Raw genomic sequence first — 16,839 nt, 5'->3', positions numbered from 1 at the left:
GACCCCGCCTGGATGGCGCGAGTCGGTCGACGTTGCGGCGCTCGCGGCCCGCCCAGCCGGCGACGGTCTTGCCGCCGACGGGCGCCTCGACCCGCGCAGCGTCGCCGCCCGGCTCGCTGAGCTGCTCCCCGCGGATCGCATCGTCGTCTCCGACGGCGGGCACTTCATCGGCTGGGCGAACATGTACTGGCCCGTCGCCTCGCCCGACCGCATGATCATGGTGGGCACGGCGTTCCAGTCGATCGGCCTCGGCTTCCCGAGCGTCGCGGGCGCGGCGGCCGCCGATCCGGATGCCGCGATCGTGCTCACGACCGGCGACGGCGGCGGGCTCATGGCACTCGCCGACCTCGAGACCGCCGTGCGCACCGCCGCGGGCCGCGGCATCGCCGTCGTCTGGAACGACGCCGCGTACAGCGCCGAGGTCAACCTCTACGGGCTCATGGGGCTTGCCGAGGCACCGATGCGCATCCCCGAGACCGACTTCGCGGGGCTCGCGGCTGCGGTCGGGGCCGAGGGCGTCGTCGTGCGCACGCTCGCCGACCTCGATCGCCTCGACGAATGGAACCGCGAACCCGTCGCCGAGCGGCGCTTCCTGCTGCTCGACTGCCGCATCTCCGGCACGGTCGTCGCCCCCTACCAGCAGGAGATCATTCGCGTGAATTCCGGTGGTTGAGTAGCGCCGGGCGAAGCCCGACGCCTATCGAAACCACCCACCGGTGGTTGAGTAGCGCCGGGCGAAGCCCGACGCCTATCGAAACCACCCGCGGGTAGCCCGAAGGTAGTCTCGATACGGCTGCTTCGCGGCCTACTCGACCACCGGCGGCGCGCCGAACGACAGCAGCACCTTGCTCGACGCGCTCGGGTCGGCCGCGACCGCGAAGGCGTCGAGCGCCTCCTCCATCGGGAAGACCTGGGTGATGACCGCCGCGATGTCGAGGCTCCCGTCGGCGAGGGCCGCGATGACCTCGTCGATCTCGTCGACGAATCGGAACGACCCGACCAGTTCGAGCTCACGAGTGATCGCGAGTGACACGAGCGCGGGCTGCTCTCCCGCGGGCAGCAGGCCGACCATCACGACACGGCCGCCGCGGGTGGCGCCGGTCACGGCGGAGGCGAGCCCCCGAGCGCTCCCGGAACTCTCGAACACGACGTCGGCGTCGACGGCCGCGATCTCGTCGGCGGCGGTCGCCGACAGGGTGCGGGTCGCTCCGAGGCGCCGCGCGAGGGCGAGCGGTTCCTCGCGCAGGTCCGTCGCCACGATCTCCGCAGCACCGGCCCGCTTGGCGACCGCGACGATGAGCGCGCCGATCGGCCCGCTGCCGATCACGAGCACGCGCGCTCCCGAGAGGTCGCCGGCCCGGTTCACCGCGTGCCACGCCACGGATGCCGGTTCGATGAGGGCGGCGGTGCGTTGGTCGAGTCCCGGCGGAAGTGGCCGGAGCATCCGCGTCGGCAAAGCAACCCGCCGCGCGAACGCCCCCTGCGTGTGCGGCATCCGAGCGGCACTGCCCAGGTAGGTGCCGCCCGAGAGGTTCGGCCGGTCCGCGGGGAAGCGAGGCCCGCCCGCCCCCGCCGTCGCCGGGTGCACGGCGACGGTCGTGCCCACGGGCGGGCCGGAGCCATCGGAGGCCACCCGTTCGACGACGCCGACGACCTCGTGCCCGAGGATCATCGGTTCGCGCAAGATGGATTCCCCGGCCGCGCCGTGGCGCCAATAGTGGAGATCGGAGCCGCAGATGCCGCCGTAGGTGACCGCGATCACCGCCTCGTCGGGCGCTGGACTCGGCTCGGGCAGCGTCTCGACGCGCAGGTCGTTCGCGGCGTGGGCGACGACCCCGAGGTTCTCGGTCATATACGTGTTCCTTCTGTTCGCGGACATCGGATGCGGCCGTCGGCCGGCGATGGAGGGGGCACCGCGACTCACACGATGACCGTCATGCCGCCGTCGACGAAGATCACCTGGCCGTTGACGAAGTCGGAGCCGTCGGATGCCAGCCACACCGCCGGACCGACGAGGTCTCGTGTGGCGCCCCACCGGGCAGCAGGCGTGCGACGGAGGATGAAGGCGTTGAACTCGGGGTCATCGACGAGCGGCTGGGTCATCTCGGTGTGGATGTAGCCGGGTGCGATGGCGTTGATCTGCAGGCCCGCGCCCGCCCATTCCGCGGTCATGGCCCGCGTCAGGTTGCGCAGGCCGCCCTTGGCCGCCGTATACGGGCCGATGCTCGGGCGCGCCAGGTCGGCCTGCACCGAGGCGATGTTGATGATCTTGCCCCGGCCTCTCGCGATCATCGACCGGGCGACTTCGCGCCCGACGAGGAACGCGCTCGTCAGGTCGGTGGTCAGCACGCGGTTCCAGTCCTCGACGGAGACGTCGAGGAGCGGCTCGCGGTGCTGGATGCCGGCGTTGTTCACGAGCACGCCCACCGGTCCGAGCTCCGCCTCGATCGCAGCAACGGCGTCGGCGACGGCTCCCTGGTCGGTCACGTCGAAGGCGCGCGCGTGGATCCGGTCGCCGTGGGTCGCCGCGAGGTTCTCCCGTGCTGCCGCGAGTCGGCCCGGATCCACGCCGTTGAGCACGACCGTGGCTCCGGCGTCGGCGAGGCCGCGGGCGATGACGTTGCCGATTCCGCGACTCGACCCGGTCACGAGGCACATGCGGCCCGTGAGGTCGAACAGCCCTCGCTCGGGTGCGTCCTGAGCCTCAGGCGTTTCGAGCGATGCCAACGCGGCGAGCGCGGCGCCGACGACGTCGTCGGGCGAGCGCGTGATGTCGATCACGACGCCGCCCTCGTCATCCCCGAGCGGCTCGAGCACCGCCACTTGGGAGGCGAGCAGCGTCGCGGGCATGAACTCGTGGTCGCGGGCACGCATCCGATCGCCGATCACCGCCGGATCGCCGGCCAGGTGCACGAACACCGTCGAGGGCGCGAGCGAGGTGAGGATGTCGCGGTAGGAGCGCTTGAGCGCCGAGCACGCGATCACGAGCGGATGCCCCGCGTCGTCGCCTGATCGGAGCCGCAGCGAGATCTCCTCGAGCCACGGGCGCCGGTCGTCGTCATCGAGGGGGATGCCGGCGGCCATCTTGGCCCTGTTCTCGCGCGGGTGCAGGTCGTCGCCGTCGAGGAAGTGCCGATCCAGCTCCCGGGCCAGCCGGCTGCCGACCGTCGTCTTGCCCGATCCGGAGACCCCCATCACGACGACCGGGCGGCCCGAGAGGGTCACGGATGCCGCCATCAGCGCACCAGGGCGCCGAGTCGTGCCCGCCAGGCATCCGAGGTGAGCACGGCCTTGTTGACGACGAATCGGGGCTCACGCCCCGCGAGCACGTCGAGGATGGCCCCGACCGCACTCCGTCCGTTGCCGAGCGACATCTCGTCGGTCCAGCCGACGCTGTGCGGGGTGAGGAGCACGTTGTCCAGTTCGAGGAGCGGACTGTCGCCGGGAAGGGGCTCGCGCTCGAACACGTCGAGGGCCGCGAACCGGATGCGTCGGTGACGCAGCGCCTCGATGAGGGCGGGCTCGTCGACGATCGGACCACGCGCGACGTTGACGAGCGTCGCGGTGGGTCGCATGCGGGCGAGGAACTCGGCGCCGACGAGATGCAGGGTCTCGGGGGTCAGCACTGCCATCACCACGACCGCGTCGCTCTGCTCCGCGAGCTCTTCGATGCCGACGAGGCGGGCCCCGAATGCTTCGGCGCGCTCCGGTGGGCAGTACGGGTCGTACGCCAGGATCGAGACGCCGAACGGCTCCAGGAGGCTCGCGAAGTCCGTGGCCGTGCTGCCGAACCCGACGATGCCGACGGTCGTGCCCGTCAGTCCGCGACCCATCCAGTCGGTTCGCTCGTCCCATCGGCCCTCGCGCACGAGTCGATCCTTCACGGGGAGGTTCAGGAGCCCGCCGAGGAGCATCCCGAGGGCCGCCGTGGCGACCGGGCGCTGGGCGCCATCGGGGGTGATCGTCACGGCCACGCCGGCTGAGGTGCACGCGTCGAGGTCGACGGCGTCGTACCCCACGCCGAAGCGCGCGAGCACGGCGGGCGGTGAGTCCACGCCGGCGAAGGTCGACGCGTCGACGGCCGGGCCCGCGAAGAGCACTGCGGGGCGGCCCTCGACGTCCTCCGGGCGGAGCACCGGGACATCCGTCTCGAGGTACTCCCAATCGACTCCGGCATCGTCGAGGCCTGAGAGTCCGATGTCTCCCCAGAGGTTGGCCCCGTCGGGACCGAGGAAGTCGTTGCTGATGCCGACTGGTCTCATGGTCTGTCTCTCGTTTCAGAAGATGGCGATGGGATTGACCGGCGAACCGGTGCCCGCGGGAACGTTCAAGGGCGCGACGACGAAGAGGAACTCGTACCGGTGCTCCTCGCGCGCCGCATCCGAGAGCGCCTCGAGGTCGAGGTTGTCGATGAGCGGCACGCCGAGCGCCGTGATCGCGAGGATGTGGACGGGCGAGTGGACGCCGGGCACCGGCGACGGCCTCACGTCACTGTCGCCGTCGGACCCGAGCAGGGCGATCTCCCGCTCGGCGAGCAGGGGCATCGCGCTGGCGTGGAGTCCCGCGCTCAGGTTCGACGAGTCCCACGCACCGAGCTCGTTGCGGCGGCGCTTGTGGCCGGTGCGGAGGAGCACTGCATCCGCCGCACCGATGCGGACACCGAGCGCGCGCTCCGCCGCCTCGATGTCATCGGCGTAGACGGCTTCGCCGGGCTCGAGCCACGGCACCCCACGGGCCGCCGGGATGTCGAGCAGGACGCCCCGCCCGACGAAGGCCCCGAGCGATGCGACGTCGCCGAACCCGGTGCCGTTCGTCTTCACGGCCTCGCTGCTGACCACGCCTCCGAACAGTTCGCCTCGATAGGCGATGTGCGAGAGCGCGTCGAGGTGCGTCACCGACTTGCCGTGGTAGTCGACGGCGAGGAAGTCCTTGTTCGTCGACGGCTCCTCTGCCTCGCGGTCGCCGAGGTCGACCATGTGATGCAGGGCGGGCCGCGGGTTGTCGACCGCGGCCTCGGTGTTCCACGGCAGGGCCGTCTGCACGATCCTGCCACTGGAGACGGTTCCGGATGCCGCTGCAGCCGACGCGGGAGTGACCCGGTTCCAGGCGCCGCGATCGGCGTCGGCCCACGTGTGCCAGGCCTTCAGGCCCTCGTACATGGCGTCGAACTCCGCCACGGAGACGGGCTTCGTGGGGCGGGAGCTCGTGGCGGCGGCATCCGCCGACTGGTCGTTGCTCATGGTGTCCTCTCGCGGCTCGCGCCGCCGTTTCTGAAGCAGGGCCGGCCCCGGGAGAGCCGGCCCCGCCGCTCATGCTTTCTACTTGCCCCAGATGGCCCGGTAGACGTCCCGGTAGCCGCTCGCGGGGTCGTACACGTCGCCATCGGGCACGTTGTCGACGGTGATCAACGCGGGCGCCGCGACGAACGTCGACGCGTCCTCCCCGGCGATCGCCCGATTGGCCTCGTCGACGAGCTGCCACCCCTGGAGGAGGAGCGGCTCGGCGACCGTCGCCGCCTGGTAGTCGACGTTGCGGATGCGCTGGAACTCGGCCGCGTCGCCGTCGCCCGCCGCAACGGACTTCGGCTCACCGGCCGGGTCCTTGCCCGCGGCGCGCAGGGCCTCCTGGGCGCCGCCGAAGTAGTTGCCGTTGATGGCGAGCAGGTAGCCGAGGTCGTCACCGTTCTCCTGCAGGAGGTTGGAGATGATGCCGGGCATGCGCTGGCCGGCCTCCGCGATCGGCGAGTCCTGATAGGAGAGCACCGAGCAGCCCTCGCACGCCTCGACGTAGGCCTGCATGGCGTCGGCCTTCAGGACGGCGATGTCGTATTGCCCGTCGGTGAAGATCGCCACGCCGGCGGTGCCATCCGAATCCGCGACCGCGTAGGCCGCCGCCAGCTGCGAGACCGTGAGCGGGTCGGTCGAGACGTTCGTGAAGAGCCCATTGCCGGGGCCCGCCTCGGAGCCGGCGTGCCAGCCGATCACGGGGATGCCGGCATCCGTCGCCTGCTGGATCGAAGTCGCCTGCTCGGTCGGGTCGAAGCCGCCGACGATGATGGCGGCGGGTTGTGAGGCGATCGCCTGGTTCATGGCGTCGGACCGACCCTGCGCGGTGGCCTTCCCGTCATACGAGTCCACGGTCCACCCGATCACCGCGGCGGCCTCCGTGACGCCCTCGGCGACCGTGTTGATGCCGCCGTTCGTCAGGTCGCTGCCGACGAACGCGACGCGAGCGCCCGGCTCCTGGGCGGTCGGACCCTCGGAGGGCGGTGTGAAGCCCTCTGACGACGAGAGGCTCGCCTCGACGAGTTGCTTCGAGAACTCCACGGGGTCGCTCGTCGGCAGGATCGAGGAGAAGTCCTGGGTGTCGGCGGCAGCGACGGGTTCGCCCGTCGTCCCGCCGGTTCCGACGCTGCCGCTCGAGCACGCGGCCAGGCCGGTGACGATCAGGACGGGGATGGCGAGTGCCGTGAGCGCGAGATGCCTCTTCGCATGTGCTGTGCGCATCAGTTTTCCTTTCCAATGGGTTCACGAGTGGTGTTGGGGGTCGGCTCGGATGGGGTGAAGGGGTCGTCGGATGCCGCGGGCGGAGTGTCCGGATCATCGGATGCGCCGCGCGGGGCCGGCGGGACCGAATCGGGTGAAGCCGGATCGGCCGTGTCGCCGGGGTCGGTCGCGTCCGCTGCGACGACGGGGACCGCCTCCGCACGCGACACGCGCCGGCGGGTGGCGAGCGAGGCGATCGTGATCGCCGCAACGAGGGTGAGTCCGTTGAAGAGCGGCTCGAGGTAGAACTGGCCGGGCAGCAGTTGCTGCAGGCCCGAGATGCCGATGGCAGCGATCGCGACGCCGAGCACCGTGCCGAGCCCGTTGACGCGACCGGGGCGGATCGTCGTCGAGCCGAGGAACACCGCGGCGAGTGCGGGCAGCAGGTACTCGGGGCCGATGTTCGCCTGGGCGACGCCGGCCTGCCTCGACGCGAGGAGGATGCCCGCGACGCCCGTGAGCATGCCCGAGAACACCATGGCGCTCACGACGTACTTGCGTCGCGGGATGCCCGAGAGCACGGCGGCCGCCGGGTTGGCGCCCACCGCGTAGAGGTAGCGGCCGACGGGAAGATAGTCGAGCACGAGCCAGATGATCACGGCGATCACGATGGCGATGATGAACGGGCCCGGGATGGGTCCGAGCGACCAGCGCGAGATCTCGTCGAAGGCGACCGCGCGGGCGCCCGCCGAGTCGGTGACCTGCCGGCCCCCGGTGTACCAGTACGTCACCGCGAAGATGACCTGCCCGGTCGCGAGGGTCGCGATGAACGCGTCGACCTGTGCCAGTTCAACGAGGAGGGCATTGAGGAGCCCGACGACGCCTCCGCCGATGAGGACGAGGATGATGACGATGCGGTAGTCGAGCCCCTGGATCTGCCACGACAGGGCCATCACCTGCCAGAGCCCCACGCCATAACCGATGGAGAGGTCGATCTTGCCCGCGACCATCGGGATCGTGACCGCGAGCGCGAGGATCAGGAGCACTGAACGACTCGAAGCCAGCAGCTGGAAGTTGAGCAGCGAGGCGAACGTGTCGGGCCGCAGCACGGCGAACAACGCGAACAGCACGACGGTGAGGATGACCATCCCGTAGTTGCTCGTCAGCCTCGTGAAGAACCGGGAGCCAGGCCCGGGCTCGAGGGCGGTCGACTTGACCGAGGTGTTCATGCTCATGCGGCGCTCGTTTCGCTATGGGACGGGAGCTCTCCGACGCGATCGAGGTCGGATGCTGCGGCGATCAGGTTGGGGATGGTCAGTTCGGTGCCCTCGAGGACGGCGACGATGCGCCCGCGGCCCATCACGATCGCCCGGTGCGCGATCTTCGCGACCTCCTCCATGTCGGTGGAGATGACGACCGCTCCGGTGCCGGTCGCGGTGATCTCGCCGAGCAGGCCGTAGATGTCGGACTTCGCCCCGACGTCGACGCCCATCGTCGGCTCCTCGAGCACGACGACCTTGCGGCCGCGCCCGAAGCACCTGGCGAGGATCACCTTCTGCTGGTTGCCCCCGGAGAAGGTGTCGAGCGACAACTCGGTATCGGCCGGGCGCACGTCGAATGGGGCCAGCACGGCTTTCGCCTCTCGCCGCTCGTCGCGCACCGACCTGGGCTTCCAGGCCGGCCGGCCCCACACCTCGGGGTTGAGGAAGAGGTTCTCGCGCACGCTCAGTCCGGCGGCGACGGCTTCGGACTCGCGGTTCGAGGTCGCGAAGGCGACGCCGGCGGCGACGGCATCGTGGATGCTGCGGGGCCGGAACGCGGCGCCGTCGAGCCGGATCTCACCGTCCGTGATCGGGATCGCACCCGCGATGGCGCGGCCGAGGATGTCTTGGCCTGCTCCGCGGAGGCCGCAGATGGCGACCACCTCGCCGCGCCGGACGCGAAGACTCACCGGTTCCCCGCCGCCCGCTCGCACTTCGTCGAGTTCGAGACGCACGGCGTCGCCGGGCGCGTCGAAGCGCGGCGGCACGGTGTCGCGTCCGACGATGAGCTCGACGAGCTGCCGGGGCGAGATATCCGCCACGGGGCGGTCGGCGACGACGCGCCCGTTGCGCATGACGACGGCGCGCTGGCTGATCTCGTAGACCTCGTCGAGGCGATGGGACACGTAGATCATGCCGACGCCCGAGTTCCGCAGCACCCGCAAAACCTCGAAGAGTCGCTCGACGTCTCCGGCGGGAAGCGAGGCCGTGGGCTCGTCGAGCACGAGGAGCTTGGGTCGGCTGACGAGGCCACGGGCGATGGCCAGCAGGCTCCGCTCCGTACGCGGGAGGTCGAAGATGCGAGTGTCGGGGTCGATGCCGCCCCCGATCGAGGAGAGCACCTCTTCGGCTTGCGCTCGCATCTTCCTGGCGCTGATGAGGCCGAGGGCGGTGCGAGGGTATCCGAGGCTCTGGGCGATGTTCTCGGCGACCGTCATCCACTCGATGAGGCCGAGGTTCTGGTGCACGAAGGAGATCTGCTTGCGGATGCCGCCGCCGTTGACGTCGGCACCGGCGAGGAGGATCTCGCCCGCGTCGGGCTTGTAGACGCCGGCGAGCATCTTGATCACGGTCGACTTGCCGGCGCCGTTCTCGCCGAGGAGCGACACGATCTCACCCTGACGAACGTCGAAGGAAGCGTCGTCGACCGCGCGGGTGGCGTAGAACGACTTGCTCAGGCCCCTGACGCTGAGCAGCGGCAGCTCGTCTGGCCGCAACGGGTCGGTCTCCGCCATGTCCCTATCTCCTTCGATACGCGTTCTCGCTCACTGGAAGGTATCACCTGAGTGAACGGAGTTCAACATGTTGAACTCCTGAAAGCGAGAATTGTTTCAGCGTAGGGCCATGTCGGGGCTTCGCGGCCCAGTTCGTCAGGAAGCGAGCGAGGGCTGCATCGGATTCTCGAGGAGGAGCTTGAGCTGACGCAGCTCGTCGACGATCCCCGAGCGCTGCACCGCGGAGGTCGCGGCGGTGAGGTACGAGCAGCCGATCGCCAGGGCCGGCGACGAGCTCGACCGTGGTGGGACCCGGACCGCGAGTCCGGAGATACCCGGGTGGACCTCGTTCTCATCCACCGCGTACCCGTCCTTGCGCACCCGTGCGAGCTTGTCGAGCAGGGCGGGGATGTTGCTCACGCTCTGCTCGGTGCGCTTCGGGAAGGCTCCGGGAGCACTGAAGCGCCGCACGATCTCGTCATCGGGCAGGTCGGCCAGCAGCGCGTTGCCGACCGCGGTGGGCGCTGCCGGGAACCGGTCGCCGATGTTGGCGGTCAACCGCAACGGCGAACGTCCCTCATGGCGGGCGAGGTAGACGACATCCGTTCCATCGAGCATGGCGATCTGGGCGACCTCCTGCGACAGGAGCGGCGCATCGGCGCAGAACCGGTAGAACTCCCGGACCTCGTTGAAGCCGCCCAGATACGCACCGCCGAATTCGACCGTCCGATGCCCGAGCGTGTACCCGGTGTCGAGCCGTCGGATCAGGCGAGCGTCCTCGAGGACGCTGCACAGGTTCGAGGTCGACGACTTGGCCGCACCGATCGACCGGGCGATGTCGCTCATGGCCACGGGTGTCCCGTCGGCGGCCGCGAGCACCTCGATGATGCGGATGGCCCGCGACAGGGCCGGGGCGGGGTCGCGAGGGTCTTGCGACCGGTCGTCGGACATCGATTCCTCCTGCGTCAGTAGAACTCCACGGTGTCGACGACATTCGTCATCGTGCGACCGTCGAGGAACAGTGTCGCATTGGCGGCGAAGAGGTCGGCGATCCGCTCCTCTTCCCGCGGGTCGAGCGCGGCCGTGTGAGGGCTGATCAGCACGTTCGGGAGCGACCACAGCTCGCTCTCTCGCGACAGTGGCTCCTGCGCGACCACGTCGAGGGCCGCATAGCCGAGCCGACCGATGCGCAACGCTTCGATGAGCGCCGGCTCGTCGATGACGGTTCCGCGACCGACGTTGACGAGCACGGTGCCCGGTTTGACGCGACGCAGCAGATCCGCCCCGAACAATCCCTCGGTCCGAGCCGTCCCGGGCAGGGCGAGCACGATGCCGTCGACCTCGCCGATCGTGTCTGCGAGCTCCCGTCGCCGGATCCGGCGCGCCAGGCCGGGAACGGGATGGCTCGTTCGATGCCCGAGCCCGAGGACCGTGACCCCGAGGCCGCCCAGGAGACTCACGACCTCCCGTCCGATACCGCCCAACCCCGCGACGAGGACCGTCGAACCGGCGAGGACGCCGAGTGGCCTGCGAACGGCGGGCCATTCGCGTGCCGCCTGGTCGCGCTGGAGCCCCGGGAGATCTTTCGTTCCCGCAAGGAGACCGAACAGGGCGAACTCGGCGAGGGGGCGGGCGTGGACGCCCGCCGAGGTGGTGAACACGACTCGCGACAGTTCGCCGTCATCGAGGCCTGCGGCGGCCACTTGCGATCCGCCGCCCGCGGCCATGGTGTGCACCCAGCGAAGGCGAGGATTTGCCGCGACGGCCCGCTTGAGCGCGCTGGGCGAGGTGTCGGCGATGCCGTAGTGCGCGTCGGCCGAGTCGAGCATCGTCTCGAAGCGAGTCTGCTCCGCCGGTGAGCGGGTGAATGCCGGGTCGCCGGCGAAGTCAGCGGGGAACCGCATCGGCGGGAGTAGGGAGTGGTCCACGAGGAGGTCGAGCCGGGGCTCGCGCTGCTGGAGCCGCTCGACGAGCTCAGCCGAGAGCGGAGCGGCGATGGCCACTCGAAGGCGACGTGGTCTTTCCATGTTCTCTGTTCCCCGATCACAGTTGTTCCACATACTGTACCGGGTTCTCTATACTGAACACATGTCAGTCCCCCAAACGTATCCGACGACCGTCGCCGTCGTCGGCCTGGGAAACATGGGAATGCCGATGGCTCGCCACCTCCTCGGCGCAGCTCGAGAGACGGGCGGCACGCTCATCGTGCATGCCCGCAACCGCGACAAGGTCTCCGCGCTGCTGCACGACGGAGCCGAATGGGCCGACGACCCGGCGGGCCTCGCAAGCGCTTCCGTGGTGCTCTCGGTGCTGCCCGACATCCCCCAGCTCGAGGCCATGCTCTGGGGCGACCACGGGATCATCCAGGCCGTCACGGCGCCGACCGTGCTCCTGATCGCGTCGACGTCGGCCCCCTCCCTCGTGAGAGAACTGGCCGCCCGCGCAGCATCGGAGTCGTCAGGGCTCGTGTCGGTCGTCGACTGCCCGGTCTCGGGCGGTGTGGAGGGCGCGCAGAACGCCGAGCTGGCGATCATGGTCGGCGGCGATGCGGCATCCGTGTCGTCGGCGATGCCCGTGCTCGAGCGTCTCGGCACTCCGGTGCACCTCGGACCCCTCGGCTCTGGACAGGTCGCGAAGGCGTGCAACCAGGCGATCGTCGCCGCCACGGTCTTGGCCCTCGGCGAGGCGGCGGTGCTGGCCGACCGCTCAGGACTCGACGTTCGTGCGCTGTTCGAACTCCTCGGCCGGGGTTATGCCTCGAGTCGCATTCTCGAGACCAGGGGCGATCGCATCGTCGATCGCGACTATCGGGTCGCCGGACCCGCCCGGTACATGGTGAAGGACCTCGGGTTCGCCCTCGACGAGGCCCGCCGCACCGACACGGTGCTGCCGCAGACCGAGGCGCTCCTCGCCGCGTTCACTGCGCTGGTCGATCGCGGTTACGGCGACGACGACATCGCGGTCACGCGAGCCTTCGTCGAGTCGCTTTCGGAGCGACCACTGGACTGAGGATGCTCCGCCAAGGCGGGTGTGCGGCCTCGATACGCCTTCGGCTTCGCGCTACTCGATCACCGGGCGAGCTGGTAGGTGCGGAGTCGCCCGCACATGCCGAATCGCCGATCACCGGGATTCGCGGATGCCTCGAAGACGCCCGCCGCGAGCAACGAGCTCCAGTCGCCGGCCGCAAGACCGTCCATCGATCGCCGGGTCTCGTCGGCTTGCGCGCCGACGACTCCGCGCCAGATGCCCTGCCACTCGCCGACGCGCGGCTGCACGATCCGAGCCGCTGCGGCGGCGAACGCCTCGAAGGGCGCGAAATCGCCCGCTTCTGCTGCGTCGCGAAGCTCGAGAAACCCCCGCACTGCGAGATCCCGGCGCCGGTCGGCATCCGCCTGGCGCTCGGCCTCCGTCAGCCGCTCGGGCAACTGCGCCGCCGAACGATACGTCTCGGCGTCGACGAGGTGCTCGGCCGGGAACGTCATCACAGCGTCGCCCGCCTCGGGCAATCCGGCGTTCTGCATGATCACGAGCACGCGCAGGTCGCCGTCGTTGATCGCACGATGCACCGTGCCGGGCGTAAACCACACGACGACGCCCGGCTCGAGCTGCGTCTCCTTCACTCCCGACCGATTGAGCGTCTGGAGCCGCCCACGACCGCCGACGACGACGTAGCATTCCGCCGACGCGAGGTGCATGTGCGGCGAGCCGCCACGAAGCCCGTCGATCGACTCCGAGTCGTAGACGTCGAGCCACGAGACCGCCGTGCCACCCGGGAACGTCGACGCGTCGCTCATGGCACCACCGACGGCGTGCTCTCGCGAACGACGACATGACCCTCGATCATGATGGTGCGCGGCTCATCGCCCCGCGGCCCCATCGCCATCGTCAACGCCTCGTCGGCCACCTGGTCCCACGGCAGGTGCACCGTGCTCAGCGACGGCGTGACATCCCGGAGGGCTTGGATGTCGTCGAATCCGGCCACCGCGATCGAGCGGCCGGCGTCGCGGAGAAAGGTCAGCACGCCGAGCGCCATCGCGTCGTTCACCGCGAAGATCGCCTCCACCGGGATGCCTCGTCGCAGCAGGTCGCCGGTCATCGCGTAGGCCGCGTCGCGGGTGAACTCGCCGATCAGGACACGGTCGGCTGGGAGCTGGATGCCCGACTCCGCGAGACCCTCGATGAATCCGGCCGTGCGATCGCGTTGCGTCAGGCCGTGCTTCATGCCCGAGATGACGGCGAAGTTGCGATATCCGAGGCCGGCCAGTGTCTTCGCCATGTCGTAACCGCCTTTGCGGTTCTCATAGGCGACCGTGTCGAACGGCAGGCCGGGCTGCGTGATGAGCACCACTCGCCCGCCCTCGGCTTCGTAACGCTGGAGAGCGTCGACGAGCTCTGGAATCGTCGCGTCATCCGTCGCCCGGCCGCCGGTGATCATGAGGATCTCGGGGCGGTGGCTGCGGGCGTTGTGCACCGCTTCGACGAGGTCGGCCGGGTCGGTGCCCGCCGAGGTGATGGTGACCGGGAGGCCGCGGCGCTGGGCCGCCGTGACGACGCCCGAGATGATCGGGTTGGCATAGTCCTCGGGAATCCCCTTGACCACCAGCGTCACGCCGCGGTTGCGACCGCGCGCCACCGCCTGCGCTGCGACGTTGGTCGTGTAGCCCAGGGTCTTCGCCGCCTCGAGCACCTTCGCCCGGTTGGCTTCGCGAACTCCGCGGTCGCTGCCGTTGAGTGCTCGCGACGCCGTGGCGGCAGAGACGCCGGCGAGTCGAGCAACGTCCGACAGGCGAGCGGCCCGGGTCGAAGTCGTCTCGCTCATCGTCGACATTTCCCCCTGATCTCTAGGGAAATCCTAACGGAAACGTTTTCCGCAGCGGGCTCGGGCCGGCACCATGCGGCGGCGGATTCCGATGTCATCCGAGCGGCGCACCCTGTGCGTGCCGCTCCCTGCCGGCGAAGCGGGTCAGGATCGCGGCCACCTCGTCGCCCATGCGCCGAAGCTCGGTGCCCATGGAGCCGGCGATGTGCGGCGTGAGGAAGACGTTCGGCAGGTCGTAGAGCGGCGATGACGCCGGCAGCGGCTCGGGCTCGCTCACATCGAGGATCGCCTTGATCCGCCGGCTGCGCAGTTCACGTTCCAGCGCGGCTTGGTCGACGATCTCGCCGCGGGCCGTGTTGATGAGCGTCGCGCCATCGGGGAGGAGCGCGAGCATCTCCTCGCTGATCATGCCGATCGTGTCGGGAAGCACCGGGGGGTGCAGGGTCACCACGTCGCTCGAGCGCATCAGCTGGGCGAGCGTCACCGATTCCACACCGAGTGCGTGCGCGTCTCGAGCGCCGAGGTAGGGGTCGTACACGAGCACGCGCAAGGTCGCGAAGGGTCGCAGCAACTCGATGAGCGCCCTGCCCGTTCGCGAAGCGCTGACGACGCCGACCGTGCGGATGTGGTTGCCGCTCGCCTCGAACTCCTCCTCGCGATCGATGTACGCACGCCGGTCGCGGTAGAGCTCCCGGGCGCGGAACGCGTCTTTGTTCGCGAGCAGCACCATCGCGAGCGCATACTCGGCGACCGGCGTCGCGTTGACTGCGCCGGTGTCGGATGCCTCGATGCCGCGCCCGCCGTCGGGGAACAGCCACTCGACCGCACCACCGGCATGGATCACGTGTCGCAGCCGAGGCGCCGCGTCGAGGGCGGCGGCCGTCAGCGGAGGCGTGTCCCAACCGGTGAGCAGCGCGTCGGCCCGCGCGAGGACCCGGCGCGAGACATCCGATTCGAACTCGGTGAGCACTCCGCCGACCCGCTCGGCAGGGACATCCGCCAGCCCCTCGAACGAGGAGCCGAAGAGACGTTCTGCGAGTCGGTTCGAGCCGACCGCGACGGCGTATTCGATCACCCTGCTCCTTCAATCCTGTGTGGGTGTGTCCGGGGCTTTCGCTGGGGGAACGAAAGCCCCGGAACACGTCTACTGCGACGCCAGGTAGGCGTCAGCCTGCTTGTTGAGTTCGTCTTGCACCTTGGTGAGCCCGGCCTGGTCGACCGCCTTCTTCAGACTGTCGAGGCCGGCTTCGACCTCGACGGCGCCGGCCCAGAGGGGGTTGCCGTACTCGGCGATCGCGGCGGTGATCTGCGAGTGCTCGCTCTCGATCTCGGAGAGGTCGGGGATGAAGGTCGCGAACGGGTCGAGCGTGAAGTTGTCGTACGACTTCGACCATTCGAACCATCCGCTCTCCGACTCGCTCATGCGAGAGAACTTGCGCTCGAGCGGGATGCGCCAGCTGAGCGCGAACCCGGGGAAGTTGTTGTACTCGCCGGTCGCCTCGTAGCCGTCGTCGCCGACCGCCTTCCAGTCGGTGCCCTCGACGCCGTACTGGAGGAGGTCGTGGTTCTCCTGGATCGAGACCCAGTCGAGCAGTTGCAGCGCGGCGTCGTTGTCGGCCCCCTTCGCGTTGACCACGACGACGTTGTCGGCTTGGAAGGTCTGGTTGGGCTTCGCGCCCTCACCGTCGCGGAACGGAAGCAATGTCACGAGGGTCGCGCCCGAGACGGCCTTCTCGAGCTGCGCCAGGTGCGAAGAGGTGTCGTTGCCATCGGTGATGCCCCACGTCGTCGCAGCGCCGCCGCCGTCGAACTGGGCACGGAGCGTGGCCGGGTCGGCGTTGAGGCGGTCGGCGTTGATGATGCCGTCCTGGTAGTACTTCCGAACGCGGTGCAGCGACTCCACGTAGGGCTCGTACTCCCAGAACGGGACGGCGTTCGCAGACCCGCTCGACGCAGCGTTCTTGCCCGGCACGAACAGCAGCGAGTCGCTCGAGAAGTACAGCGGGATGAGGTCGGGCGACTCCCAGCCCTCGGCGTAGAGATTGCCGGTGGGCGCGCCGAGCACGTCGAACACGGAGTTCCGGTTGATGTATCCGGGGATGCCCTCCTTCTGCACGACGTCGTACCAGAACTTCTCGAGCTGCTCGAAGGTCGTGATGCTGCCGCCGGCGTACTTCTCGACGAGGTCGCCGCGGGCGACGTGGTGGTGGATGCGGGCCGCGCTGTTGACAGCGGGGATGCCGTAGATCTCGCCGTCGGTCCATCGGTTGGCGTCGAAGGCGCTCTTGTCGATCGTGGCGGTCAGGTTCGGGTAGTCACCGCTGTTGATGGCACTGTCGAGCGGAACGAGCGCCTTCGACTCGATGAGCTGCGCGATGTTGAGCCAGCGGGCACTGAGCGCGGTCTCGAACTTCTCACCGGCAGTGAACTTCAGGAGCGACTGCGACCCGTAGTCCTTCCAGTTGATGAACTCGGGCTTGAATTCGAAGCCGAGGTCGGCCTTCAGCTTTTTGTTGACTGCGTCGCGGATCCGGTCCCATTGCGGGGGAACATCGCCGGGCAGCAGGAGGCCGTAGGCGCTGCGAGCGCCTCCGCCTCCTCCACCGGGGGTGCAGGCGGCGAGCGCGATGGCCGCGGCCGCCGCGCCGGCTCCGGCGAGGAAACCTCGACGTGACAGCCCGGCGCCGTTGGGGAGTGCCGTCATGGTGCGTTCCTTCCTAGAGGTGATCGAACGTGTGTTGCAGGGGTGGTGTTGGGGTCGGGCGGTGGTGCGGGGGTGG

At 69.6% G+C, this 16,839-nt stretch carries 15 protein-coding genes and 1 pseudogene; 2 read left to right on the top strand and 14 right to left on the bottom strand.

Features of this window, described 5'->3' with window-relative positions; translation table 11 throughout:
- A partial coding sequence (locus ESP51_RS19080; RefSeq protein WP_241843265.1) for a thiamine pyrophosphate-dependent enzyme occupies positions 1-673 on the top strand: 673 nt, incomplete at its 5' end.
- A gap of 132 nt (positions 674-805) precedes the next feature.
- Here the strand turns inward: ESP51_RS19080 and ESP51_RS19075 are convergent.
- The 10 genes and pseudogenes from ESP51_RS19075 to ESP51_RS19035 form a co-directional block, all read right to left on the bottom strand.
- The gene (locus ESP51_RS19075) at positions 806-1,852 is read right to left on the bottom strand and encodes an L-idonate 5-dehydrogenase (RefSeq protein WP_129522470.1); all 1,047 of its coding nucleotides are present in this window, start codon (positions 1,850-1,852) and stop codon (positions 806-808) included.
- 68 nt (positions 1,853-1,920) lie between these two features.
- Positions 1,921-2,658 carry an SDR family oxidoreductase gene (locus tag ESP51_RS20905; RefSeq protein WP_206737365.1) on the bottom strand — a complete coding sequence of 246 codons (738 nt, stop codon included), beginning with the start codon at positions 2,656-2,658 and terminating at the stop codon, positions 1,921-1,923.
- Between the two features lie 87 nt (positions 2,659-2,745).
- Positions 2,746-3,195 (bottom strand): annotated as a pseudogene (locus tag ESP51_RS20900) (gluconokinase); the annotation flags it as partial.
- Between the two features lie 41 nt (positions 3,196-3,236).
- On the bottom strand, positions 3,237-4,262 hold the full coding sequence (locus tag ESP51_RS19065; protein ID WP_129522468.1) for an NAD(P)-dependent oxidoreductase: 1,026 nt from the start codon (positions 4,260-4,262) through the stop codon (positions 3,237-3,239).
- 15 nt (positions 4,263-4,277) lie between these two features.
- A complete protein-coding gene (locus ESP51_RS19060) occupies positions 4,278-5,240 on the bottom strand; it encodes a cyclase family protein (protein ID WP_129522467.1) in 963 nt (320 codons plus the stop codon).
- A 78-nt stretch (positions 5,241-5,318) separates the two neighbouring features.
- Positions 5,319-6,506 carry a substrate-binding domain-containing protein gene (locus ESP51_RS19055; RefSeq protein WP_129522466.1) on the bottom strand — a complete coding sequence of 396 codons (1,188 nt, stop codon included), beginning with the start codon at positions 6,504-6,506 and terminating at the stop codon, positions 5,319-5,321.
- Positions 6,506-7,720 carry an ABC transporter permease gene (locus ESP51_RS19050; protein WP_206737362.1) on the bottom strand — a complete coding sequence of 405 codons (1,215 nt, stop codon included), beginning with the start codon at positions 7,718-7,720 and terminating at the stop codon, positions 6,506-6,508. Before ESP51_RS19050 ends, ESP51_RS19055 begins: the two co-directional genes overlap by 1 nt.
- Positions 7,717-9,261 (bottom strand): sugar ABC transporter ATP-binding protein, encoded by a 1,545-nt coding sequence (locus ESP51_RS19045; protein WP_129522465.1) that lies wholly within the window; start codon positions 9,259-9,261, stop codon positions 7,717-7,719. The genes ESP51_RS19050 and ESP51_RS19045 overlap by 4 nt, the downstream gene beginning before the upstream one ends.
- A 135-nt stretch (positions 9,262-9,396) precedes the next feature.
- Entirely contained in the window at positions 9,397-10,191 is a 795-nt protein-coding gene (locus ESP51_RS19040; protein WP_129522464.1) for an IclR family transcriptional regulator, read from the bottom strand.
- Positions 10,192-10,205: 14 nt separating this feature from the next.
- The gene (locus tag ESP51_RS19035) at positions 10,206-11,267 is read right to left on the bottom strand and encodes a D-2-hydroxyacid dehydrogenase (RefSeq protein WP_129522463.1); all 1,062 of its coding nucleotides are present in this window, start codon (positions 11,265-11,267) and stop codon (positions 10,206-10,208) included.
- 61 nt (positions 11,268-11,328) lie between these two features.
- Between ESP51_RS19035 and ESP51_RS19030 the strand changes: the two genes are divergently transcribed.
- A complete protein-coding gene (locus ESP51_RS19030; RefSeq protein ID WP_129522462.1) occupies positions 11,329-12,249 on the top strand; it encodes an NAD(P)-dependent oxidoreductase in 921 nt (306 codons plus the stop codon).
- 59 nt (positions 12,250-12,308) lie between these two features.
- Here ESP51_RS19030 and ESP51_RS19025 read toward each other — a convergent pair whose 3' ends face one another.
- From ESP51_RS19025 to ESP51_RS19010, 4 genes are all read right to left on the bottom strand, one after another.
- Positions 12,309-13,034, bottom strand: a complete 726-nt coding sequence (locus tag ESP51_RS19025; RefSeq protein WP_129522461.1) for a cupin domain-containing protein — start codon at positions 13,032-13,034, stop codon at positions 12,309-12,311.
- The gene (locus ESP51_RS19020) at positions 13,031-14,059 is read right to left on the bottom strand and encodes a LacI family DNA-binding transcriptional regulator (protein ID WP_164990602.1); all 1,029 of its coding nucleotides are present in this window, start codon (positions 14,057-14,059) and stop codon (positions 13,031-13,033) included. Before ESP51_RS19020 ends, ESP51_RS19025 begins: the two co-directional genes overlap by 4 nt.
- Before the next feature lie 94 nt (positions 14,060-14,153).
- On the bottom strand, positions 14,154-15,134 hold the full coding sequence (locus ESP51_RS19015) for a hydroxyacid dehydrogenase (RefSeq protein WP_129522459.1): 981 nt from the start codon (positions 15,132-15,134) through the stop codon (positions 14,154-14,156).
- A 69-nt stretch (positions 15,135-15,203) separates the two neighbouring features.
- A complete protein-coding gene (locus ESP51_RS19010; protein ID WP_129522458.1) occupies positions 15,204-16,763 on the bottom strand; it encodes an ABC transporter substrate-binding protein in 1,560 nt (519 codons plus the stop codon).
- Between the last annotated feature and the right edge of the window lie 76 nt (positions 16,764-16,839).

It is taken from the genome of Agromyces albus, from assembly GCF_004134825.1.
GTDB lineage: Bacteria > Actinomycetota > Actinomycetes > Actinomycetales > Microbacteriaceae > Agromyces > Agromyces albus.
Note: the sequence above shows the minus strand (reverse complement) of the source record. Positions and strands in the feature narration are given on the sequence as shown.